The organism is Methylogaea oryzae (genome assembly GCF_019669985.1).
In the GTDB taxonomy this organism is placed as follows: Bacteria; Pseudomonadota; Gammaproteobacteria; order Methylococcales; family Methylococcaceae; genus Methylogaea; species Methylogaea oryzae.
Map to the genome: position 1 here is coordinate 2,109,193 of NZ_AP019782.1, position 21,246 is coordinate 2,130,438.

17 protein-coding genes are annotated in these 21,246 nt (G+C 61.6%); 13 read left to right on the forward strand and 4 right to left on the reverse strand.

Translation table 11 applies throughout. The features are described 5' to 3' along the window. Window position 1: 1 nt before the first annotated feature. Entirely contained in the window at window positions 2-547 is a 546-nt protein-coding gene (locus K5607_RS09525) for a response regulator transcription factor (RefSeq protein WP_173586026.1), read from the forward strand. Between the two features lie 39 nt (window positions 548-586). Here the strand turns inward: K5607_RS09525 and K5607_RS09530 are convergent, their stop codons facing one another. Further along, on the reverse strand, window positions 587-1,156 hold the full coding sequence (locus K5607_RS09530; protein WP_221046875.1) for an LOG family protein: 570 nt from the start codon (window positions 1,154-1,156) through the stop codon (window positions 587-589). 85 nt (window positions 1,157-1,241) lie between these two features. Here K5607_RS09530 and K5607_RS09535 point away from each other — a divergent pair, with 85 nt between their 5' ends. The 12 genes from K5607_RS09535 (at window position 1,242) to K5607_RS09590 (ending at window position 14,068) form a co-directional block, all read left to right on the forward strand. Beyond that, window positions 1,242-2,171 carry an exopolyphosphatase gene (locus tag K5607_RS09535; RefSeq protein WP_221046876.1) on the forward strand — a complete coding sequence of 310 codons (930 nt, stop codon included), beginning with the start codon at window positions 1,242-1,244 and terminating at the stop codon, window positions 2,169-2,171. A gap of 174 nt (window positions 2,172-2,345) precedes the next feature. Next, the gene (locus K5607_RS09540) at window positions 2,346-2,564 is read left to right on the forward strand and encodes a YgaP family membrane protein (RefSeq protein WP_054773098.1); all 219 of its coding nucleotides are present in this window, start codon (window positions 2,346-2,348) and stop codon (window positions 2,562-2,564) included. 113 nt (window positions 2,565-2,677) lie between these two features. Further along, a complete protein-coding gene (locus K5607_RS09545) occupies window positions 2,678-2,905 on the forward strand; it encodes a hypothetical protein (RefSeq protein WP_054773093.1) in 228 nt (75 codons plus the stop codon). Beyond that, the gene (locus K5607_RS09550) at window positions 2,895-4,448 is read left to right on the forward strand and encodes a cytochrome ubiquinol oxidase subunit I (RefSeq protein WP_221048911.1); all 1,554 of its coding nucleotides are present in this window, start codon (window positions 2,895-2,897) and stop codon (window positions 4,446-4,448) included. Before K5607_RS09545 ends, K5607_RS09550 begins: the two co-directional genes overlap by 11 nt. Window positions 4,449-4,572: 124 nt before the next feature. Next, window positions 4,573-4,965: an aspartate carbamoyltransferase gene (locus K5607_RS09555; RefSeq protein WP_246598814.1), complete on the forward strand. Its 393-nt coding sequence runs from the start codon at window positions 4,573-4,575 to the stop codon at window positions 4,963-4,965. Between the two features lie 56 nt (window positions 4,966-5,021). Beyond that, window positions 5,022-6,161, forward strand: a complete 1,140-nt coding sequence (gene cydB, locus K5607_RS09560) for a cytochrome d ubiquinol oxidase subunit II (protein ID WP_221046877.1) — start codon at window positions 5,022-5,024, stop codon at window positions 6,159-6,161. 15 nt (window positions 6,162-6,176) lie between these two features. Then, complete coding sequence (gene cydX, locus K5607_RS09565; protein WP_082411405.1) at window positions 6,177-6,320, forward strand: cytochrome bd-I oxidase subunit CydX; 144 nt, start codon at window positions 6,177-6,179, stop codon at window positions 6,318-6,320. 86 nt (window positions 6,321-6,406) lie between these two features. Beyond that, entirely contained in the window at window positions 6,407-7,681 is a 1,275-nt protein-coding gene (locus tag K5607_RS09570) for an NAD(P)/FAD-dependent oxidoreductase (protein ID WP_221046878.1), read from the forward strand. 139 nt (window positions 7,682-7,820) lie between these two features. After that, complete coding sequence (locus tag K5607_RS09575; protein ID WP_221046879.1) at window positions 7,821-9,170, forward strand: TolC family protein; 1,350 nt, start codon at window positions 7,821-7,823, stop codon at window positions 9,168-9,170. Between the two features lie 7 nt (window positions 9,171-9,177). Further along, entirely contained in the window at window positions 9,178-10,251 is a 1,074-nt protein-coding gene (locus K5607_RS09580; protein WP_221046880.1) for an efflux RND transporter periplasmic adaptor subunit, read from the forward strand. Beyond that, window positions 10,248-13,484 (forward strand): efflux RND transporter permease subunit, encoded by a 3,237-nt coding sequence (locus tag K5607_RS09585; RefSeq protein WP_221046881.1) that lies wholly within the window; start codon window positions 10,248-10,250, stop codon window positions 13,482-13,484. Before K5607_RS09580 ends, K5607_RS09585 begins: the two co-directional genes overlap by 4 nt. Before the next feature lie 125 nt (window positions 13,485-13,609). Continuing rightward, a complete protein-coding gene (locus K5607_RS09590) occupies window positions 13,610-14,068 on the forward strand; it encodes a glutaredoxin family protein (protein WP_221046882.1) in 459 nt (152 codons plus the stop codon). A gap of 26 nt (window positions 14,069-14,094) precedes the next feature. On the opposite strand, the gene K5607_RS09595 is transcribed toward K5607_RS09590, so the two are convergent. From K5607_RS09595 to K5607_RS09605, 3 genes are all read right to left on the reverse strand, one after another. Beyond that, window positions 14,095-17,751 (reverse strand): EAL domain-containing protein, encoded by a 3,657-nt coding sequence (locus tag K5607_RS09595; protein ID WP_221046883.1) that lies wholly within the window; start codon window positions 17,749-17,751, stop codon window positions 14,095-14,097. Window positions 17,752-18,127: 376 nt separating this feature from the next. After that, window positions 18,128-19,165: a hypothetical protein gene (locus tag K5607_RS09600; RefSeq protein ID WP_156302324.1), complete on the reverse strand. Its 1,038-nt coding sequence runs from the start codon at window positions 19,163-19,165 to the stop codon at window positions 18,128-18,130. 137 nt (window positions 19,166-19,302) lie between these two features. After that, entirely contained in the window at window positions 19,303-21,123 is a 1,821-nt protein-coding gene (locus K5607_RS09605) for a hypothetical protein (protein ID WP_221046884.1), read from the reverse strand. Window positions 21,124-21,246: the final 123 nt, after the last annotated feature.

Below are 21,246 nucleotides of genomic sequence, written 5' to 3' on the forward strand. Positions count from 1 at the left end.
CATGCCAAACGAAGAAGAGTCTCCCAGTCTGCTGCTGGTGGACGACGACCCCACTTTTTGCGATGTGCTGCAAATGGCCCTCACCCGCCGCCACTACGACGTGCAAGTGGCCCACAACATCGGCGACGCCCTGGCCCTGGCCGAAAGCCTGGACCCCGAATACGCCGTCATCGACCTGCGCATCGGCCACGAATCGGGACTGGAGCTGGTGGAAAAGCTGATCGCCTTGGACAGCAACACCCGCATCGTGATGCTCACCGGCTACGCCAGCATCGCCACCGCCGTGGAAGCCATCAAACTGGGCGCCACCCACTACCTGACCAAACCCGCCGACGCCGACGAAATCGTCGCCGCCCTGCACAAGGACGAGGGCGACACCAGCGTGCAAATCAAGGACAAGCCATTGTCCGTCAAGCGGCTGGAATGGGAACACCTGCAAAAAGTGCTGGTGGAACACGACGGCAATATCTCCGCCGCCGCCCGCTCCCTGGGCATGCATCGCCGCACGTTGCAGCGTAAGCTGGACAAGCGGCCGGTTAAGGACTGACCCGTCCGCCTAGCGGAAAACCAGCCGAGCCGGCGCCAGCTAAACCAGCTCGGTTTTCACCGGCCCGGCCGTCGGCCCCGCCGTCAGCCATTGAAGCAAGTCCTCCGGCTCGTCGGCGCTCAGCAACAAGCGGCGATGCTTTTCAGCCAGAAAGCCTTCCCGCACCGTAAAGCGCAAAAACGCCAAAAAGCCGTCGAAAAACCCCGCTGTGTTCAACACCCCGACGGGCTTTGCGTGCAGTTCCAACTGCGCCCAGGTAAGAATCTCGTTCAACTCCTCCAGCGTGCCGATGCCGCCCGGCAAAGCGGCGAAACCGTCGGCCAATTCGGCCATCCTGGCTTTACGCTCGTGCATGGACTCAACCACGTGCAGCTCGGTCAAGCCGGAGTGGGCGATTTCCTCTCCGGACAAAAAACGGGGTATCACCCCGATGACTTCGCCGCCTCCGGCCAAAACCGCGTCGGCCACCTCCCCCATCAAACCGATGGCGCCGCCGCCGTAGACCAAGCCGACGCCCCGCTCCGCCATCAACGCGCCGAAACGCCGGGCCGCCTGACTATACTGCGGCCGAATCCCATGCTTCGAACCACAAAACACACATAAACGCATATACGCCCCTACTTGCCTTCACCATGGTGATCTGCACTATACTTCTGAACTGGTTCACACTTAACGCACTGGAGATGCACACCCCATGACAGAAAAATTTCGTTTAATCACTCGTAGCGATTTCGATGGATTGGTGTGCGCGGCCCTGCTCAAGGAAAAAGGCATACTCGACGAAATTTTGTTCGTTCACCCCAAGGACATGCAAGACGGCAAAGTCCAGGTAAACGAACGGGACATCACCACCAACCTGCCCTACGTGCCCGGCTGTCATCTGGCCTTCGACCACCACGCCAGCGAAACCCTGCGTAACGAGACCCGCGCCAGCAACCATATCATCGATCCCAACGCCCCTTCCGCCGCTCGAGTCGTGTACGACTACTACGGCGGCGCGGCGACTTTCCCGCGCATCTCCCAGGCCATGATGGAAGCGGTGGACAAAGCCGACTCGGCCCAGTTCAGCAAGGACGAAATCCTCAAGCCCGACGGCTGGGTGCTGCTCAATTACCTGATGGACGCCCGCACCGGCCTGGGCCGCTTCCGCGATTTCCGCGTGTCCAACTACCAGTTGATGATGGAATTGATCGACTACTGCCTGGAACACGATATCAACGACATTCTGAAGCTGCCCGATGTCGTCGAACGCAGCCAGTTGTACTTCCAGCAGGAAGAACAATTCAAAGCCCAGCTGCAGCGCTGCTCCACCGTGTATAAAAACCTGGTGGTGCTGGATCTGCGCGGCGAGGAAATCATCCACGCCGGCAACCGCTTCATGATTTACGCCCTCTACCCCCAGTGCAACATCTCCATTCACGTGCTGTGGGGCCTGAAGCAGCAAAACACCGTGTTCGCCATCGGCAAGTCCATTCTGGACCGTTCCTCGAAAACCAACGTCGGCGAATTGTGCCTGCGCCACGGCGGCGGCGGCCATCAAGCCGCCGGCACCTGCCAAGTGGACAACGATCACGCCGAAACGGTGCTGCTGGAGTTGATCGCCAAAATCAACGCCGACGGTTAAGCGGATCCAACGCCCCGATCGCCCCGACGCCCGTGCCCCAAGCACGGGCGTTTTTGTTTTCGACACCAAGGAAACCTTTCCCGAGACTGCCTATCATTCATTCAACCGCTCGCCCAACGCGGGCGGACAAGCCGTGATTGAAACCAGAGGAGCCAGCCCATGACCAGCAAATCCCTGACGACCCACCGCATTGTCCGAATCGTGGCCGGATTTTTCGTCCTGCTCTCCCTGAGCCTGGGCGCGGAAGCCAGCCCGCTGTTCCACAACGCCAACTGGCTGTGGTTCACCGCCTTCGTCGGCGCCAACCTGTTCCAAAGCGGCTTCACCCAATTCTGCCCGCTGGAAACCCTATTGAAAAAACTGGGCTTCAAGGAAACCTGCGGCGGCGAATAAAGCCGCCGCCGTCCGAACAGGAGCCCATCGCGCCCCGGGCAACCACCATATTTGCTTGCGAACGCGATCGGCAGCGCTCATAATTAGAATCCTCTAATATTTGGAGCGAGCCCATGACGGAAAACACCCGCCTCGCCCCGCCGACTCACCGGATAAACGGCCTGCGGCGCGAGATCGCCGTCGCCCTCGCCGTCAAAGCCGTATTGCTGTGGGGCATCTGGCTGCTGGCCTTCCGCGGCCACGGCGCAGGCCCGCGACCCGATGCCGCCGACCTTTTCGCTTCGGCCCCAAGCGCCCCGGGCCACAACCAACCCAAGGAGGCCTCCCATGATGTCCGGTGACGACATCGTCAGCCTGTCGCGGCTGCAATTCGGCCTGACCGCCCTCTACCACTTCCTGTTCGTGCCCTTGACCCTGGGCATGACCTTTATCCTCGGCATCATGGAGTCGGTTTACGTCATGACCGGCCGCCAGGTCTACAAGGACATGACCCAATTCTGGGGCAAGCTGTTCGGCATCAATTTCGCCATGGGCGTCACCACCGGCATCACCCTGGAATTCCAGTTCGGCACCAACTGGGCCTATTACTCCCATTACGTCGGCGACATATTCGGCCCGCTGCTGGCCAGCGAAGGCTGGATGGCGTTCTTCCTGGAGTCCACTTTTGTCGGCCTGTTCTTCTTCGGCTGGGTTCGCCTGAGCAAAGTCCAGCACCTGATGGTCACCTGGCTGCTGGCCGTAGGCACCAGCTTGTCCGCCCTGTGGATATTGATAGCCAACGGCTGGATGCAGCATCCGGTGGGTGCGGAATTCAACTACGAAACCCTGCGCATGGAGCTGACCAGCTTCGCCGACGTGTTCTTCAATCCGGTAGCCCAGGTGAAGTTCGTGCATACGGTGGCGGCCGGCTACGTGACCGGCTCCATGTTCGTGCTGGGCATCAGCTCCTGGTACTTGCTGAAAAAGCGCGACATCGGCTTCGCCCGCCGCTCCTTTTCCATCGCTTCGGCGTTCGGTCTGGCCTCGGTGCTGTCGGTAATCGTGCTGGGCGACGAATCGGGCTATACCTCCGGCGAAACCCAAAAGATCAAGCTGGCTTCCATCGAAGCGGAGTGGGACACCCACAAACCGCCGGCCAGCTTCACCGTGGTGGGCATTCCCGACCAGGCGGCGGAAAAAACCCATTACGCCCTCAAACTGCCCTACGTGCTGGGCCTGATCGCCACCCGCTCCATCGACGAGGACGTAAAAGGCTTGAAAGACCTGCGCAACGAGAGTGCCCAGCGCATCGAGAGCGGCATGGTCGCCTACGGCGAACTGCAAAAGCTGCGGGCGGGCGACAAGAGCGACGCCACCCGCCGCGCCTTCGAGCAACACAAGGCCGACCTGGGCTACGGCCTGCTGCTGAAGAAATACACCGACAAAGTCGTCGACGCCGACGAAGCCATGATCGAGAAGGCCGCCAACGACACCATCCCGCGCGTCGCCCCCCTGTTCTGGACTTTCCGCGTCATGGTGGCCTGCGGCTTCACCCTGCTGTTCATCTTCGCCATGGCGTTTTATTACTGCGCCACCCGCGTCGCCGACCAGAAGCGCTGGTTGATGAAGCTGGCGGTGTGGGGCATCCCACTGCCGTGGATCGCGGCGGAAACCGGCTGGTTCGTGGCGGAATACGGCCGCCAGCCCTGGACCATTTCCGGCGTGCTGCCCACCCATTTGAGCGTGTCCAGCGTCAGCAGCGGCCAGCTGTGGTTCAGCATCGCCGGTTTCGCCTTCTTCTATACGGTGCTGTTGGTGATCGAGCTGTACCTGATGTTCAAGTACGTGCGGCTGGGGCCCAGCAGCCTGCACACCGGCCGCTATTGCTTCGAACAAAGCGCATAAAAACGGAGACGTACGATGAAAAGCCTGTCTATCCCCACGCTGCTGTGCGCGCTGATCGCACCGGCCTACGCCGCGGAACCCGCCACGCCGGCCCGGCTGGACGAGGTGGCGGAACGCGGCGCCCATGTCATGCCGTTCGACCTGGAAAAAAACCGTGCACGTCTTCGACAAAACCGCCAACGGCGGCTTGCAGCAAGTGGTGGCCAAGAATGCCGGCGACGTCGAGCAAATCCGGCTGATCCGCGAGCACCTGTCGCACATCGCCGCCCGTTTTACCCAAGGCGATTTTTCCGGGCCGGCGCGCATCCACGGCAACGCCATGCCCGGACTGGCGGCCATGAGCGCCGGGGCCGGGCAAATCCGCTTTGTCTATGGAGAGCTGCCGAACGGGGCGCAAATCGACTATTCCACCGATCAGCCGGAGCTGGTGGGGGCGATACACGCTTATTTCGACGCGCAATTGAGCGACCACGCCCGCCACGCCGTTTCCGGACACCATGGACGGCACCACCGCTGACCTGCGCGTAGGTTGATACTCCCAGAGCCAAACCAGACTATCGCGAGGGCGAAACCATGTTCGACTACGAAACCATAAGACTGATCTGGTGGGTCTTCATCGGCGTGGTGGCCGTCGCCTTCGCCGTCACCGAAGGCTTCGATTTCGGCATCGGCGCGTTGCTGCCCTTCGTAGGCAAGACCGACCTGGAACGCCGTGTCGTCATCAACACCGTGGGCGCCACCTGGGAAGGCAACCAGGTGTGGCTGATCCTGCTGGGCGGCGCGGTATTCGCCATCTGGCCGCCGGTCTACGCCACGCTGTTCTCCGGCTTGTACGTGGCCATGCTGCTGGTGCTGTTCGCCCTGTTTTTCCGCCCGGTGGGCTTCGACTACCGCAGCAAGCTGGAAAACCCGCAATGGCGCAACGCCTGGGACTGGGGCTTGTTCGTCGGCGGCGCCGTGCCGCCCCTCCTGCTGGGCGTGCTGGTGGGCAATCTGATCGTCGGCCTGCCTTTCCACCTGGACGCCGATTTGCGCGCCTTCTACACCGGCTCGTTCTGGAGCCTGCTCAACCCCTTCGCCCTGCTGTGCGGCTTCATCGGCTTGGCGACGGCGACCTTCCACGGCGCGATTTTCCTGCAATGGCGCACCGAGAACGCTATCCGGCAACGGGCGCGGCGCGCGGTCGGGTTGATCGGCCCGGCCCTGCTGGCGGCTTTAGCACTGGCGTTGGGATGGGTATTGCTCGGCATGGAGCGGCCGGAAATCATTGTATTGCCGGCCACCGACGGGCCTTCCAACCCTTTGGCCAAAACCGTGGCCTTGGCGGCAGGCGGCTGGCTCAAGCATTTCCTCGCCCATCCCTGGATGCTGGCGGCACCGGCGCTGGGTTTCGGCGGCCTGGGCGCCGCCTACGTCCTGGGCAAGGCGGACTCGCCCGCCGCGGCATTTCTGGGCAGCGCCCTCGGCATCGGCGGCGCCTTGTCCACGGTGGGACTGGGGCTGTTCCCTTTCCTGCTGATTTCCTCCACCGACCCCCGCTCCAGCCTGACTGTGTGGGACGCCAGTTCCAGCCATACGACGCTATTGCTGGCCTTCTGGATCACCGTTGTCTTCCTGCCCATCGTGCTGCTGTATACACGCTGGGTTTACCGAGTGATCTGGGGCGCGGTGACGGAAAAGCAGGTAATGCAAGACACCCATACGCTATATTGACTCGGAGGCGATACGATGTGGTATTTCACCTGGATACTGGGCGCGGGTTTCGCCGCCGCCTTCGCCGTGATCAACGCCATGTGGCTGGAATCGGTGTGCGACATCGACACCCACGGCATCGACCAATCCTGCGACGATGTGCGTCGCCGCGATGCATGACGGGAGGCTTCCATCGAACACCATAACCCCACCACCCCGCTCGTTTAACCCATACTTACCGACTGGAACACCAGAGGAGACGCATCATGGCTAAAATCGTCGTATTGGGCGCCGGCATCGGCGGCATTCCCATGGCTTACGAAATGAAGGAACTCGCCCGCAAGGAAGACGAGGTCATCGTCATTTCCGACAGTCCCACTTTCCACTTCGTGCCGTCCAACCCCTGGGTGGCCGTCAACTGGCGAAAACCGTCCGATATCAAAATCGAATTGGCGCCGGTTTTTAAAAAGAAAAAAATCACCTTCATACAAAAAGCCGCCGCCAAGGTACGCCCCGAATCCAACCAAGTGGAGCTCGCCGACGGCAGCACGGTAGGCTACGACTACCTCATCATCGCCACCGGCCCCAGGCTGGCCTTCGACGAAATCCCCGGCTTCGGCCCCCACGGCCATACCCAGTCGGTGTGCCACGTGGACCACGCCGGCGAATCGGGCGAATTTTGGGACGGCTTCGTCAAAGATCCCGGCCCCATCATCGTCGGCTCGGTGCAAGGCGCTTCCTGCTTCGGCCCGGCCTACGAGTACCTGTTCATCGCCGAGACCGACCTGCGCAAGCGCAAGATCCGCGACAAAGTGCCCATCACCTTCGTCACGTCCGAACCCTACATCGGCCACCTGGGGCTGGGCGGCGTGGGCGACTCCAAGGGCATGCTGGAAAGCGAGCTGCGGGACAAAAGCGTCAAGTGGATCTGCAACGCCAAAGTGGACCGCATCGAAGCCGGTAAAATGTACGTCACCGAAGTGGACGAGACCGGCGCGGAAAAGAAGAAGCACGAGCTGTCCTTCAAGCACAGCATGATGATCCCCGCCTTCACCGGCGTGGACGCGGTGCGCGGCATCGACGGGCTGGTCAACCCGCGCGGCTTCGTGCTGGTGGACGAATACCAGCGCAATCCCAAGTTCAAGAACGTCTATTCCGTGGGCGTGTGCATCGCCATCCCGCCCCAGGAGCAAACCCCGGTGCCCACCGGCGTGCCCAAGACCGGCTACATGATCGAATCCATGGTCACCGCCACCGCCCACAACATCCGCGAGGAATTGGACGGCAAGCAACCCTCCCACAAGGCTACCTGGAGCGCCTTGTGCCTGGCGGACATGGGCGACACCGGCCTGGCCTTCATCGCCCAGCCGCAAATTCCGCCGCGCAACATCACCTGGTCCGCCAAGGGTTATTGGGTGCACCTGGGCAAGATCGCCTTTGAAAAATACTTCATGCGCAAGATCGCCAAGGGCATCAGCGAGCCGTTCTATGAACGGATGATCCTGAAAATGATGGGCGTGGTGCGTTTGAAAAACGGCTGATTCGCCCTGGGTTATAACCGACCGCGGCGGCCCGCTCTCCCAGCGCGGCCGCGGCGGTCCGTAGCCCCGCCTTTAGGCGGTTCGATCCGGAGCCACCTAAAGGCGGGACTGCCGACTGCGCTGCGACGGAAGGTCGATAATGAAAGGTAATTCGATGAACTTCGCCATCCCTGCTCTACTGCTCTGGCTGGCGGCGGCCGCTCCCGCCTGGGCGGAACTCCCTACCGGCCCGCTCAATCTGGAACAAATCCTGGACTTGGCCTTCGAGCGCAATCCGGACCTGAGCGCCGCCGCCGAACGCATCGGCCAAGCCGAAGCCAAGGTCGGAGAGGCGGCCGCCGCCTTTTATCCCAAGCTCACCGGCCGGGTGGGCTACACCTATTCCGACGACCCGACCCAGGCCTTTTCCGCCATCGTTTCCCAGCGGCGCTTCACCAATCGAGACTTCCAAAACATCAACCAGCCCGGTTATGTGGAAAACTTCCGGCCGGAAGTGGTGGGCGCTTGGTCGCTGTTTCGCGGCGGCTCGGATTATTTCCGCAAGAAGGCGGCGGAACTGGGCGTGGAAGCGGCGGAATTGGAACGCTCCGCCTTGCGCAACGGGCTGGCGGCATCGGTCACTTCCGCTTATTACGCCGTGTTGGCCGCCCCGCAACAGTTGGAAGTGGCGCGCCGCTCCATCGAAGCGGTGGACAGCGCCCTGCGCCACGCCCAAGCCCAACACCGCGAGGGCGCCCTGCTCAAATCCGACGTATTGTCCTTGGAAGTGCGCCGCGCCCAGGCCGGCGAAGCGGAGGTGCGGGCCATCAACGGCGTAGAGCTGACCCGTTCCGGACTGAAAACCCTGCTCGGCTTGGGCGCGGCCGATCCCTTGGAAGTCCGCGCGGGGGCCGATAGCACAGCCGCCCCGATCAGCGACAAAATCGGCGAACTGATCACCCAAGCCCTGGCCCAGCGGCCGGAAATGCAGGCGGCGGCCCATCAGGTGCAAATACGCGAAAAGGAACTGTTGGCCGAGCAAGGCGGCCACCTGCCCCGCGTCAACGCCTATGCGGCCTACGGCATGAACACCCGCACTCCCGATTTCAACGCCAACCGCGACAACGTCACCCTGGGGCTCAACGCGGAAGTGGACTTGTTCGCCGGCGGAGCCACGGCGGCGCGGGTATCCGGCGCCGAACGCAAAGTGGCCGAAGCCCAAGCCATCCAGCAGCGCACCCGGCTGGAAATCGAAGACGAAGTCCAACGGGCCCACGCCAACCTCAAGGAGGCGCGCCAGCGATTGGTCATGGCGGAAGCCGCCGACCGCGCCGCCGAGGAGGCCATGCGCCTGGTCTACCAACAGTACCAGGCCGGCACGGCCAACGTCACCCGCTACCTGGAGGCCGAGGCCGACCGCGCCCAAGCGCAGACACGGGCGGTGATGGCCCGCTACGACGCCCAGGTGGCCCAGGCCAACCTGCAAAAAGCCTTAGGATTCTGGAAATAACGCCGCCATGTCCACGCCCAATTCCGAACAAACCAAACGCCAGCTGATTTATGCCGCCGCCTCCATCGCCGGGTTGATCCTGCTGCTGGTGTGGATGCAAGGCGGTTTCGTCGGCAAGACGCCGCCCGGCACCACCGAAGCCGCCCCCGGACAGACGGGCCGCCTGGTCACCGCCCGGGCGGAGGTCAAAGAAATCGACGACATCATGGCCTGGCCGGGCACGGTGAGCGCCCGCACCGTGGCGCAGCTGGCGCCCAAAGTGAGCGCCCGCATCATCGAAGTCGCCGTCAAAGCCGGCGACACCGTCAAAGCCGGCCAAGTGCTGGCCAAGCTGGACCAGGGGGAATGGCAAGCGCGGCTGCGCCAGGCCCGTTCCGCCTTGGCGGCGGCCGAGGCCGAAGCGGCCCGCGCCCAAGCCGATGCGCGCCGCACGCAAAACCTGTTCGACCAGGAAGCCGCCACCCGCCAAGCCTTGGATGCCGCCTTGGCGACCGCCCGGGCCGGCAGCGCCCAGGCGGCCGAAGCCCGCGCGGCGGTGAGCGAGGCGGAGTCCCACTTCGGTGAAACCACCCTGCGCGCACCCTTCGACGGCGCCGTAGTGCAGCGACTGCTGGAGCCGGGCGATATGGCCATGCCCGGCAGCGCCGTGCTGGTGGTGCAATCCGAGCAGCGCTTGCGGGTGGAAGCGGACGTGCCGGAACAGTGCGCCGCCGCCATCCAAGCGGGTACTGCTTTGCAGGCGCGCGTCGGCGAACGCCGCTACGCCGCCGTGGCCGAAGAAATCGCCCCGGCCGCCGATCCCCGCAGCCGCACGGTGCAAGTCAAAGCTGGCCTGAACGGCGCGGCCGATTTGCAACCCGGCGCCTTCGCCTGGCTGGAACAGCCCTGCGGCCGCCGCAACGCCTTGCTGGTGCCGGCATCGGCCGTCAGCCGCTCGGGACAGCTGGAAAGCGTCCACGTGGTGGAAGGCGGCAAAACCCTGTTGCGCCACGTGCGCACCGGCAAGTCCCGCGACGGCTGGGTGGAAGTGCTGGCGGGCCTCAAGGCCGGCGACCTGGTGGTGACGGACAGCGCACCATGAACATGCCGACTGCCCAGCGCGGCTTCACCGCCGAAATCGTCCGCGTCTTCATCACGTCCAAACTGTCCCTGCTGCTGCTGATCGCCTGTCTGCTGGCGGGCCTGGCGGCACTGCTGCTGACGCCCCGCGAGGAAGAACCGCAGATCGTCGTGCCGGTGGCCGACGTGTTCGTGCGCATGCCCGGCGCTTCCGCCGAGGAAGTGGAAAAGCTGGTGGCCACCGTGCTGGAAGCCCGTTTGCGCGAAGTGGACGGCGTGGAGTACGTCTACTCGGCGTCCCGCGAAGGCGAGGCCATGGTGACGGTGCGCTTCTACGTGGGCGAAAGCCGCGAGGACAGCCTGCTCAAGGTGTGGAACAAGCTGATGTCCAATCAGGACATCATTCCCCCCGGCGTCAAGGACTGGGTGGTCAAGCCGGTGGAAATCGACGACGTGCCCATCGTCACCCTGACGCTGTCGTCCGCCAACCCGGTCTACGACACCGCCGCCCTGCGCCGCCTGGCGGACGAATTGAAGGACAAGCTGGGCGAAGTGGAGGACAGCGGCAAGATCGCCGTGATCGGCGGCGAAGCTCGCCGCGCCTTGATCTATCCCGACACCGCCAAGCTGGCGGCGCGCGGCCTGACCGTGCTGGAGCTGATGCGCGCCCTGAACGCCGCCAACGTCAGCGTGCAGGCCGGCCGTTTCGACACCGGCAACCGCACCCTGCAACTGGACGCCGGCCCGGAACTGCGCAGCGTGGAGGAGTTGGCCTCCCTGGTGGTGGCCGCGCCGGAAGGCCGGCCGGTGTACCTGCGCGACGTGGCCGAGGTGCGCGACGGCGTGGCGGAGGCGGAAAGCTATACCCGCATCGGTTTCGGCCAGTCCGCCACGGACAGCAAGAAAGTGGGCGCAACCGCCGACGCCAAACCCGGCGAAGAGCGCCAGGCGGTCACCGTCGCCGTCTCCAAGCGCAAGGGCGCCAACGCCGTGGCGGTGGCCGAGCACACCATCCAGACCATGGAAGGCCTGTACGGCAAGCTGATCCCCGAGGACGTCACCGTCAGCGTCACCCGCGATTACGGCGAAACAGCCAACCACAAGGTCAACGAGTTGGTAAAGCACTTGATGATCGCCATCGCCACCATCATCGTGCTGCTGGCTCTGACCCTCGGCCCCAAGGAATCTTTCATCGTCGCCCTGGCCGTGCCCATGACCCTGGGCGTGACCTTGCTGTTCGACCTGGTGTTCGGCTACACCATCAACCGCGTCACCCTGTTCGCGCTGATCCTGTCCTTAGGCCTGCTGGTGGACGACCCGATTGTGGACGTAGAAAACATCTACCGCCACTTCCAGCTGCGCAAGGAACCGCCTTTGGAAGCGGCGCTCACCGCCGTGGACGAGGTGCGGCCGCCGACCATCTTCGCGACTTTCACGGTGATCGTCTCCTTCCTGCCGCTGTTTTTCATCACCGGCATGATGGGGCCGTACATGGGGCCCATGGCCTTCAACGTGCCCATCGCCATGCTCATGTCGCTGCTGGTGGCTTTCACCGTCACGCCCTGGGCCAGCTATTACCTGCTGCAAAGCGAATACGGCAAGGGCGGCCACGGCGCGTTCGACCTCAAGGCGACCTGGTCCTACCGTTTCTACCAGAAAGCGTTAGGCGCATTGATCGTCACGCCGCAGCGGGCCAAGTGGTTCCTGTGGGCCATGCTGCTGGCCTTCGTCGCCGCCGCCCTGTTGGCGGTGACCCGCGCCGTGCCCTTGAAGCTGCTGCCCTTCGACAACAAAAACGAGCTGCAACTGGTCATCGACCTGCCGCGCGGCACCACACTGGAGGAAACCGACGGCGTGGCCCGCGCCCTGGGCGATTATTTGGCCAGCGTCAACGAAGTCACCGACTACGAAACCTACAGCGGCGTCGCTTCGCCCATGGACTTCAACGGCATGGTGCGCCACTACTATTTGCGCCGCGGCGGCCACCTGGCGGAAATCCGCATCAACCTGCTGCCGAAAGAGAAGCGCAAGCAGCAGTCCCACGAAATCGCCCTGCGCATCCGCCCGGACATCGAGCGCATCGGCAGGGAGCACGGCGCCAACGTCAAGATCGTCGAGACGCCGCCGGGGCCGCCGGTGTTGTCCACTTTCGTAGCGGAAGTCTACGGCCCGCTGGACAAGGATTACGACGAGCTGGCGCAGATCACCGAAGGCGTGCGCCAGGAGATCGAGCACATCGACGGCGTGGTGGACGTGGACGATCTGGTGGACGAGCCGCAATCCAAGCTGCGTTTCGAACTGAACCGGCAGAAAGCCGCCCTGCACGGCATCAGCGTGCAGGACGTGGCGGAGACCCTGCGCATCGCCCTGGGCGGCGGCCAAGCCGGCACGATCCACGCACCGGCCGAACGCCAGCCCTTGGAAATCGTCGTGCGACTGCCCCGCGCCGAACGCTCGGCCGGAGCCGATTTGCTGGCCCTGCGGGTGAAGGCGCAGGACGGCCGGCTGGTGCCGTTGGGCGAACTGGGCGCCGTCCACGAAGAGAAAGTGGACCGCACCATCTACCACAAGAACCTCAAGCGGCTGAATTATGTCACCGCCGAAATGGCCGGCCGCAGCCCGGTGGAAGCGGTGTTCGACTGGTGGGACATCGAGGAAGCCAAGCCCATGCCCGCCGGCTACTCGGTGGACCTGGCCGGCGAAGGCGAGTGGAAAATCACCGTGGACGTGTTCCGCGACCTGGGGCTGGCCTTCGGCGCGGCCTTGCTGATGATCTACGTGCTGCTGGTGGCGCAGACCGGCTCGCTGAGCCTGCCCCTGGTCATCATGGTGGCGATTCCCTTGACCATCATCGGCATCATGCCCGGCTTCTGGCTGTTGAACCTGTTCACCACGCCGGTGGCGGGATTCGACACGCCCATCCTGTTCACCGCCACCGGCATGATCGGCATGATCGCCCTGGCCGGCATCGTCGTGCGCAACTCCATCATCCTCATCGACTTCATCGGCAAGCTGCGCGACCAGGGCAAGGAACTCACCGACGCCCTCATCGAAGCCGGCGCCACGCGCCTCAGGCCCATCTTCCTCACCGCCGGCGCCGCCATGTTCGGCTCCTTCGTCATCACCCTGGACCCGATCTTCTCCGGCCTGGCCTGGAGCTTCATCTTCGGCATCTTCGCCTCCACCGCTTTTTCCCTATTGGTGGTGCCGGTGGTGTATTACCTGTTGAATCGGGAAACGCCGACGGCAGGATAGAAGGAAGACGCCCCCGGAGGGGCGTCTTGTCCATTGCCGGCCGCTTTGGCATCATCCTTCCGGTGCGAAGCGGAACGGCTAGCCCGCCGCTTCAGGGAAAAACGCAAAGGAACGAGGGAATGACGATGCGAAACCTTGCGATGGCGCTGTTGTTGCTGGCGGGACTCCCCGCCCTGGCCGATGTGTACAAATGGAAGGATGCCGACGGGCGAACGCATTATTCCGACAGGGCCGCCGGCGCGGTCGGGGCCGAGCGGATGCACGCCCAAGACGGGGCCGCCGCCGGCCCGCCGGCCATTCCCGCCGCACAATCGGCCAAGCCTGCCAACCCGGCCGAGGCCGTACGACAGGATGTCACCCTCTATACCCGTCCCGACTGCCCTTACTGCAAACTCGCCAAGGCCGATCTGCGCCGACGGGGCGTGCCTTACGCGGAACGGGACATCGAACGTTCGCCACGGGCGCGGAAGGAATTCGAAGCGATCGGAGGGCGGGGCGTGCCGATTCTATTGGTGGGGTCGCAACGGCTGGACGGTTATTCCAAGCAAGGCTACGGCGACGCGCTCACCTTCGGCGGTCATTAACCGCGCCGAGCGCGGCGTTAGGGCGACTAGCGCCGCGTCGAGCACCAGGCCAGGAAATCCTCCGCCGGCATGGGGCGGGCGATGCCGTAGCCTTGGCCGATTTCGCAACCCAGGTCCAGCAGGGCTTGGAAATGCTCCACCGTCTCCACGCCTTCCGCCACGGTTTTGCGGCCGAAAGTGTGGGCCAGGGCGATAACGCCTTGCACGATGGAACGGTCGCCTTCATCCACCAGCATGTCGCGGATAAAGGTCTGATCGATTTTCAGCGTCTCCGCCGGCAGATTGCGCAAATAGGTCAACGACGAATAGCCGGTACCGAAGTCGTCCAGGGCGCAGCTCACGCCCATGGCCCGGCAGGCCTCGATGAGTTGCGAAACTTTGGGAATGTCGATCAGCGCCGCCGTTTCCAGGATTTCGATCTCCAGGCAGTTGGCTGGGAGATGGGGATAACGGGCCAGTTCGTGCCGCAACCTTGCGACGAAATCGCCGGATTGCAAGTGCGCGGCGGAAACGTTGATGCTGACCTCGATCTTCAAGCCGGCTTGATGCCATGCGGCCAGTTGCGCCAGCGCGGTGTCGATCACCCATTCGCCTAAAATGACTTCCAATTCGGAATGCTCGATCGCCGGCAGGAACTCCAGCGGCGGCAGCAGCCCCCGTTCCGCATGCCGCCAACGGATCAAGGCCTCCGCGCCGACCACGCGCTGCGTGCGCAGGTTCACCTTGGGCTGGTAATACAGCACGAATTCGTTATCGCGCAGCCCCTGCTCGATCCGGGTGACGGCTTGGTGGCGGGTGCGGGTGGCTGCATCCAAGGTCGGATCGTACGTGTGGCAACAGTTTTTTCCCGACTGCTTGGCGATGTACATGGCCTGGTCGGCGTGGCGCAGCAAAGTGTCCGGGTCCTCGTCGTCCTCGGGGTAAAGGGTGACGCCGATACTGGCCGTCACGACGAAATGCTGCCCATGGATCATCACCGGTTCGGCGATGGCGTGCAGCAGCCGCTTCAGGGTAATGTCGCACTCCTCCTCGCTGTCCAGCCCCAGCAGCAACACGACGAATTCGTCCCCGCCCAGCCGCGCCACGGTGTCGCCGCCGCGCAGGGTATGATCGATGCGCCGGGCGATTTCGATCAGCATGAGGTCGCCGGCTTCGTGCCCCAGCGTATCGTTGACCGGCTTGAAGCCGTCCAGGTCCAGGTAACACACGGCCAGCAGCTTGGCTTCCCGCCGCGATCGGGCCAAAGCCTGCTTCATGCGGTCCACCAGCAACACGCGATTGGGTACGCCGGTGAGCGCGTCGTAATGGGCGATATGCTCCAGCTGGCTTTCGTGTTGTTTAAGCAGGCTGATGTCGGAAAAAATCCCGACGTAGTGGGTCACTTCGCCCTGGCTGTCGCCGATGGTGGAAATGGTGATCCATTCGGGATACACCTCGCCGTTTTTTTTGCGGTTCCATAATTCGCCGCTCCAATGGCCGCTGGCACGAACCGCTCGCCACATGGCTTCGTAAAAATCCCCCCCCTGGCGGCCGGATTTGAGCATGCGCGGATTCTGGCCCAGCATCTCCTCGCGGCTATAGCCGGTGATGCGGCTGAACGCCTCGTTGACATCCAGGATATTGCCTTTGGCGTCGGTGATGATGATGCCTTCCAGCGTGGACTCGAACACGCGCGCCGTCAGGCGCAGCCTTTCCTCGGCCTGCTTGCGTTCGGTAATGTCGGTTACTGTGCCCACGTAGCCGATGATGCCGCCGGTGCTCTCGTCGATTTCGGCAACCGCGCGCCCGATCACCCAGGCCACTTGTCCCTGGCGATTGCAAAAACGATATTCCAGCGAAAACTGGGGGTTTTCCCGAACCGAGCGATTCCACTCGTCGAACACGACGTCCCGGTCGTCGGGATGAAGGGCGTCGGCCCATCCCGCCCCCATGGCTTCGGCGGCGGACAGGCCGGCGATGGCCGACCATCGTTCGTTGACGTAAATGCAGTCACCCTGCGTGTCGCACCTGAAAATCCCCACCGGCGCCACGGCGGCCAGGGTGCGGAAGCGCTCCTCGCTCACGCGCAGCGCCTGCTCCGCCGCCTGGCGCCGCGCCTCGCTGTCGAACACGTCCAAGGCGAAACCGACGTCCGATGTCATGGAAAGCAGCAAATCGACGTTTTGCTCGTCAAAGGCGTTCTTTTCCGCATGATAAAGCGTCAGCACCGCATAGGGATTGCCGTTTCGCATGACCGGGAATGCAGCGCTGGCGTGCCACTTGCCGAAATGGCTGGCGCGCAATCGCCAAGGGGTTGTCGTGGAGCTGGTCTGGAAATCCTGCAACAGCACCGCGCGGGCCTCGCGGAACGCGGTGCCGGTGGGGCCGCACCCCTCCGGTTCATCGGCGTTGGTGGAAATGACGATACCGTCCAAATACTCCGGGTTGGCGCCGTATCGGGCCGCCGGCTGGATCCGGTCGGACCCGGGCGTCCGGGTTCCGATCCACGCCAACTTCATGCCGCCCTCCTCCACCGCGATCCGGCAAACGGCATCGAACAGCTCGGCCTCGCTACGGGCGTGCATGCTGGCGTGGTTGGTTTTCGCCAAAGCCGCGTAAATGCGCGACAGTTGCCGAATGCGCTCTTCGCTGCGTTTGCGCTCGGTAATGTCGGTATGGGTGCCGCACATGCGCAACGCTCGGCCGTCGCTGTCGCGTCCGACCACCTTGGCGCAATCCAGTATCCAACGGTAGCCGCCGTCCTTGGTCAACATGCGGTATTCGAAACGGTGCTGCGGCGTTAAGCCGGCCAAATGGTCGCTGATGGATTTCCAGGCGACCTCCCGGTCCTCCGGAACGACGAAATCCATCCACTGCTTGACCGTTTGGCGGATCTCCTCGTGGGTGTATCCCAACATCTCCGCCCAGCGGGCGTTGCGCTGAACGCTGTTGGTTTCCATATTCCAATCCCAGAAACCCAGCTCGCCGCCCTCCAGCACCAAGCGCAGCTGCTCGGCGCGCTCCCGCAGGGCCTCTTCGACCTGCCGGCGCTCGCCGATTTCGTCGGCCAAACGGGCGTTCTGTTCGGATATCTCGCGGGTTTGCTCCTCAACCCGCCGCGTCAAGGAACGATTGAACCGCTCCAATTCGTCGGCGGCTTGGCGCAACCGCAAATGGTCCAACGCGTGATCCCCCAGCCATTGCGCCAACAAGGCATACAAGCGGGTCAGCGCCTCCACCCGCTCTTCCGCCAGGACCGGCACCTTGGCGACCGCCGCCATATAGGCCTCTTCGTCGAAGCCGTAGCGGGCCGCCCGCTGGCGGAACGCCTCCAAATCCGGCGGGGAGGAGAAAAATTGGCCGGTAAACACATTGGCGACGTGCCGGCCGGCGACGACGATGGGCGCAGCCGTATCGACCAGGCCGTTCAAGCAACCGTACACAGCGTATGGCTCGCCCTTCAGCAGACGGTTGGCCAGGGCGGTATCGCTTTCGACGCAAAGGCGGCAGGTATCCGGATGGACCCGATGAAATTTGACGCAGACGTCCTGCCAGCCGGAGCGGGTCAATACCGTGCCGTCCACATCGATCACCGCGTTGGCCACGCCGATGACGTGGTGGAAGCTATCGGTCAACGCCTGCAAACGCTCCACGTCGACCAAATCGGCGAAGCGCAAGGATTCAGTGGGGGACTTCGTATCCATGGGCGTCGTATCTGCAAAAAATCGCCAAAAGGCGGCCAACGGCCGACATCTTTTTCTGGGCTGTGTAAGTGCCTACACCTTAATTTAAGCCCATCTCGGCGTATTTTTCAGATCAGTGACAAAGCGCGTTGAAGGCACCAGCCATTGCGGAATGGCGCGCTCGGATTACCAGACGTTCTCGTGAGCTCGACCGATCACAACGCGCTCGGCAGGAGCGTGGGCCATGGGGCAAGGATGGGTCCAGGTAACGGTGGCCGCATTGCGGAACGTGGCTAGAACCAACGGCCCCGAATCTTCATATCGAGCTTATCATCCTCCGTAGGAGCAATGGCGCTCCTTGCGGCGACGAAGACCGCTTTCTAGAAAACGGCGTTTCTCACCATCCCGCCGGACAATAACTGTCAGTTTCGGCAGGCAGAAACGGCTTATCGGCATCGAGGGCCGCTGCGAGTTCCAGAAGCGCCTCTTTAAAGGTCGTGGTTGTAGCACCGACTTCGCCTTTAAAAAACGGCAGCCGCGCAATATTCCGGCCCAACGACTCGTAGAGCAACTTAAGGTCGGTTTCATGGCCTTTAACGGTGATATCGAGCAAGTTACCCATTTTCTGCCAAAAAACACCGCCGCTAGTCAGAAAAACGACTACGGCCTTCATGTCCGATAACCTCCGGTCCAGTTCCTCCCGCATCTTTGACAGGCCGGAAGACGTTTTCGCCAAGTTTTCCTTTTCGTTTAGCATCGCCGTTTTCAGCGTTTCTACCTGGATCAGCGTTTCTTTATTATGCCGTAGGCGCAGCTCCGTATCCTTCAAAGTATTAGAAAGACTATTGTATTGTCCGATGTCGTCATCGATCAACGTGCGTATCGCGAGGTATTGGCCATAGCCTGGAACCCAAAACCACTGGCTTAATTCCTTAAGTTTTTCGTCACGAACGCGTAAACTCGCTGCTGCGTTATTCAAATGCGAACGTAAGCTATCGATTTCGTCCCTCGTGATTTTTTGATCCTCGGTTGCCTTTGCGAGTGTCGCGTCCAGTTCGTCGATTTTTTTTCTTAGCGCGACTTCTTGTTGAAAGATATCCCCGACGCGAATCGACAATGCCACGACACGATTCAAACAGGTGTCGTGCTGTTTATTCGCTAAATCCAAAGCCCGCGCACTCGCCTTTCTCAATTCCCTCACGGAATTCGAGGCATCGCCAAAGGCTTGTTGTGCCTGGTCGGCATCGCCGGCGTTAATGAACTCAATGGAGCGGGTGAGTTGTTCGATGGCGCTGTTTGTTTGTTCCACATAAGTGTCGGCGGTCGCGCCTTCCATGCCGATCAGTAGAGCAACCAAAAAATAGATGGCGCCCATAACAACACGTGATGCCAAGCGATATTTTCCGACGCAGATAGTCGTGTTGTAAGCATTCATGATGTTTTTTCGTTTCTGTAGAAAACCGGTTAGGTCAACGCCATTTTAATCGGCGCACGAAGCGAAACCTGTACCGTCACGGAACCGCTTGTGCGCCGGAGATGTTTATAATGGCCTGCGTGCAGGAAAGACCGAGGCTACGCCGCTTGCTGGTTCTTCAGCGCATCGACGATTTCCATGCGTTCACGTTCGTTGGCGGCAAGGTCTTCCGCAGTGTCTTCCAGCAGTTTTTCTCCTAATTCAATCGCCAAATTTCTGGCATCTTCGATCTTGAGGTTCTGTTTGAAGTCGCGGTGGACCTTTCCCATAATGGCGTTGGCTTCCGCGGCATACTCGTTGCTGACGATTTCGATGGCTTTCCATCCTGCGTAATACCTAACGACCTGGGTTTTGAAATCCATGTCGCCGGTAAAGTAGGAGAGCCGTTCCTCTTTGTTCAGAGCGGCGAAACCCTTGATCACTTGCCGCAGGTCGTCCCGCGCCAAGTCTTTGCAGGCGGCCGCCATATTCGCCCAGAATTGGCTGGCAAGCCGCAATACCACCGAGACTTGTTTTAAGGCGCCTATGGCCTGGAACAGGCTGGAGCATGTCAATTCCACGGTCTGTGTTTCGCCGCGCAGGCCCTTCATCCGTTCGGCATATTCGGCGATGCTGGACAATGCTTCGCGCTCGAGATCCTGTTTTTCCATCAGCATCTTCAGGTATTCCGTTTTTTCACGGCCATACTGTGTCGCGACCTGTGTATAGCTGCTTTCCATTTTCTCCAGCGCCTCCCCCGCCTTGGTCAGCGTTTCCTTGGCCTTTTCCAGGGCAGCCTGCGCAATCTTGAGCCTTTCGGCGGTAGCCTTGGCGGCGTCGGCTGCCTTTTTGGCGGCTGCTTTCGCCTTTTCGGCTTTTTCATGGGCATGTTTCGCCGCCGTCGCGGCGAGTTCGGCTTCCACCACTAATTTGGCTTTTTTGTCGGCATCTTTTTCGGCCTCGGCTTTCTTTTTGGCTTCTTCGGCTAGCGCGTCCTTTTCCGCAGCCACGTTTTCCGCTGTGGCTTGTTTGGCCTTTTCTTCCGCGGCAAGTTTTTCGTTTTCCCCGTTTTCCGACTCCACCGTATTTAACGCTTCGGTTTTAACCTCAACGTCCTTTTCCACGCCAGCCTTGGAAGGAGGCGGCGGCATTTGCGGCGGCATCAGCATGCTTTTTGCCATGCCTATCGCCGCTCCGCCGGAGTACATCGCGGTAAATGCGCCGATTCCCTCGCCGACAGGCTTTAACACCGCGCCAGCCAGCGTCAAGGCAAAAGCGCGATTTTCAGCGATTTCCGACTTCCATTTGGCTTCTTGATAGAGATTATCCAGCTTCGATTTCTGCTCGGCGAGTCCTTCGGCGACTTTCTTCGCTTTGGCCGTTTTTGCTTGAATATCGCTGGTTTCCTTATCCAATGCCAGTTTCTTTTCCTGTTGTTGCCCCTGCACGATCTGCGTTTTCGACAAGACGTCAACGGTGTCGTTACCCAGCACATCGAATTCGTCGGACAAGGCGTAGGATTTGTCGGCCAATTCCTTCGCTACCACGCCGCATTGCTCAAGAAAGTTAATGGCGGTTTGTTCTTCGCCCTTCAATAAGAAAGTAAAGACCAGTTTCAGTTTTTGTTGAATCTGTGCGCTTTGCCGCTCGATGTTGCCCAGCTCGACGTCGCATTTTCCGCAAAGTTTGCCGAAGCGATCGTGTAATTTAGTCATGGCACCGGTCAGTTCGCCAAAGCCGGCAACGCCATTGTAGGCCAGATACAGTAGATCGCTGGTGCGGGATAATCCGATAATCAGCTTGGTTAGATTGATGTTCCTTAATACCCGATTACGCTCGGCAAGCACCAGCTTGGATTTTTTGTCTGGAATTACGATCATCGAATAGCTTTCGCCGTCGATAGTCACCGACACGTCGGATAGGTTGGTAATTTCGGCCATGAGATGTGCTCCTTGAGTTCCCTGTTTTGTACGATTAGGCGCACAGATAGAGGCCTCTATATTGTGCGTCCATTGGCCTTCGTCAGCGGTTCGGTCCGGTCTTTGTAAAAGTCACCGTAGTCA

Bases quoted from the DNA above. Each gene is read 5' to 3' on its own strand.
- K5607_RS09525 (WP_173586026.1), top strand. From the start codon at position 2: ATGCCAAACGAAGAAGAGTCTCCCAGTCTGCTGCTGGTGGACGACGAC.
- K5607_RS09530 (WP_221046875.1), bottom strand. From the start codon at position 1,156: ATGCGTTTATGTGTGTTTTGTGGTTCGAAGCATGGGATTCGGCCGCAG.
- K5607_RS09535 (WP_221046876.1), top strand. From the start codon at position 1,242: ATGACAGAAAAATTTCGTTTAATCACTCGTAGCGATTTCGATGGATTG.
- K5607_RS09545 (WP_054773093.1), top strand. From the start codon at position 2,678: ATGACGGAAAACACCCGCCTCGCCCCGCCGACTCACCGGATAAACGGC.
- K5607_RS09550 (WP_221048911.1), top strand. From the start codon at position 2,895: ATGTCCGGTGACGACATCGTCAGCCTGTCGCGGCTGCAATTCGGCCTG.
- K5607_RS09555 (WP_246598814.1), top strand. From the start codon at position 4,573: ATGTCATGCCGTTCGACCTGGAAAAAAACCGTGCACGTCTTCGACAAA.
- cydB (WP_221046877.1), top strand. From the start codon at position 5,022: ATGTTCGACTACGAAACCATAAGACTGATCTGGTGGGTCTTCATCGGC.
- cydX (WP_082411405.1), top strand. From the start codon at position 6,177: ATGTGGTATTTCACCTGGATACTGGGCGCGGGTTTCGCCGCCGCCTTC.
- K5607_RS09570 (WP_221046878.1), top strand. From the start codon at position 6,407: ATGGCTAAAATCGTCGTATTGGGCGCCGGCATCGGCGGCATTCCCATG.
- K5607_RS09575 (WP_221046879.1), top strand. From the start codon at position 7,821: ATGAAAGGTAATTCGATGAACTTCGCCATCCCTGCTCTACTGCTCTGG.
- K5607_RS09580 (WP_221046880.1), top strand. From the start codon at position 9,178: ATGTCCACGCCCAATTCCGAACAAACCAAACGCCAGCTGATTTATGCC.
- K5607_RS09585 (WP_221046881.1), top strand. From the start codon at position 10,248: ATGAACATGCCGACTGCCCAGCGCGGCTTCACCGCCGAAATCGTCCGC.
- K5607_RS09590 (WP_221046882.1), top strand. From the start codon at position 13,610: ATGCGAAACCTTGCGATGGCGCTGTTGTTGCTGGCGGGACTCCCCGCC.
- K5607_RS09595 (WP_221046883.1), bottom strand. From the start codon at position 17,751: ATGGATACGAAGTCCCCCACTGAATCCTTGCGCTTCGCCGATTTGGTC.
- K5607_RS09600 (WP_156302324.1), bottom strand. From the start codon at position 19,165: ATGAATGCTTACAACACGACTATCTGCGTCGGAAAATATCGCTTGGCA.
- K5607_RS09605 (WP_221046884.1), bottom strand. From the start codon at position 21,123: ATGGCCGAAATTACCAACCTATCCGACGTGTCGGTGACTATCGACGGC.